This window comes from Streptomyces ossamyceticus (assembly GCF_001418475.1).
Classification (GTDB): domain Bacteria; phylum Actinomycetota; class Actinomycetes; order Streptomycetales; family Streptomycetaceae; genus Streptomyces; species Streptomyces ossamyceticus.
The window spans coordinates 1-1,483 of sequence record NZ_LIQX01000141.1; the positions used below are offsets into that span (position 1 = coordinate 1).

The 1,483-nt window shown below is 70.9% G+C and carries 2 protein-coding genes; both read right to left on the bottom strand.

All coding sequences use genetic code 11. From position 1 onward, the window contains the following. Positions 1–412, bottom strand: a 412-nt coding sequence (locus AOK15_RS12145; protein ID WP_079058436.1) for a VOC family protein, incomplete at its 3' end; no start/stop codon positions are given. A gap of 2 nt (positions 413–414) precedes the next feature. Next, positions 415–1,483: WD40/YVTN/BNR-like repeat-containing protein (locus AOK15_RS12150; RefSeq protein WP_478078808.1), on the bottom strand; the 1,069-nt coding region annotated here is incomplete at its 5' end.

The window sequence follows — 1,483 nt, forward strand, 5'->3', positions numbered from 1 at the left end:
CGTCGGGGTCGGTGAAGTACAGACCGAAGCCGATCTTGTGATCGGTGGTCTTCACCACGGGCACGTCCTTGGCCAGGAGCATCCCGTACAGCCGCCGCCACTCGTCGAGGTCGCCCTCCACCTCCAGCCCGTAGTGCTGGAGACCGACGCCTCCGACGACCGCTCCCTCCTCGGCACGGATCAGGGCGATGTCGTGGTGCTTGCGACCGAAGGACAGGAACACCCACTGCGGTCCGCGCGCGGTGACCTCCATGCCGAGGACGTCCTCGTACCACGCGGCCGAGGCCTCCGGGTCGCGGACGAACAACGACAGGTGGGTCCGCCGCACCCGCGGCCGTACGACGTCCCGCGGGCCGGCGGGGATCGGCGTGGGCTCCTCGTGCGGGGCCAGTACACGCTCGTCGGGCTCCATGCTCAGTGTCCTTCCGTGGTGGGCGCTACGGCGGGGGTCCAGGTCACATCGGTGATCTCGCTGAACTCGCGCCACTCCTTGCGCCAGCTGCGCCCGGCGTCCGTGGAGCGCAGGAGATGGCCGTACTTCGTGCCCGCGAAGACCAGCTCCGGGTCGGCGGGGTGGGTGCCGAAGGCCCAGACGGTCGAGTTGGCGGGCGTGTCGAGGACGGTGTCCTGCCAGCTGCGCCCCAGGTCCTCGGAGCGCAGGATCCGGGTGGTCGTGCCGGGGGTGCCGTCACCGATGCCCAGCAGCAGGTCGTCGGTGCCGGGGAGCTGCTTGACCAGCCGGGTGTAGTAGATGCCGAACGTCTTGCGGGAGTCGGTGCGGGTCCAGGTGGCCCCGTCGTCGTGGCTCACGAACAGCGCGTTGACGACGGCGACGACGATCGTCTTCGGCGGGCCTTGAAGGACGACGACACAGTGCACGTCCGAGTTGGTCACCCCCTGGGGCAGGGAGGCGGGGGTGCCGTCGATCCGCTCCCAGGTGTCGCCCCGGTCGCCGCTGCGCCACAGGCCGCCCTCCTCGACGCCGAACCACATGTTCTTCGGCTCATGGCGGTCGACGACGCAGGTCAGGATGCGGGGACGGTTGACGCCCGCGCAGAACTCCGGGATGTCGGGCGGCAGTTGGTCCCAGCTCTCGCCGCCGTCCGTGGTGCGGAACATGGCGGCCCGAGAGGGGGCGCCGGTCCCGACGAGCATCGTGTCCGGGTGGGTGGGGTCGATGGACAGCGACCAGATGGTCCGGTCGTTCATCGGCGAGTCGACCCGGTGCCAGGTGACCCCGGCGTCACCGCTGCGCACGAGTCCCGCGTCGGCGCCGGCGAAGACGACCTCGGGCTGTTCGGGGTGGACGGCCAGGCAGCGGACGACGGCGTCGAACTCCAGGGCCTGCCCGAGGCCCAGACGGGACCAGGTGGCGCCGTCGTCGGAGGAGCGCAGGACGCCCTGGCCCGCGGTGGCGACCAGGATGGTGCCTTCCATGTGTGCGTTTCCTTTCGGAGCTGCGGAACGAGGGGGAGCGGGGGAC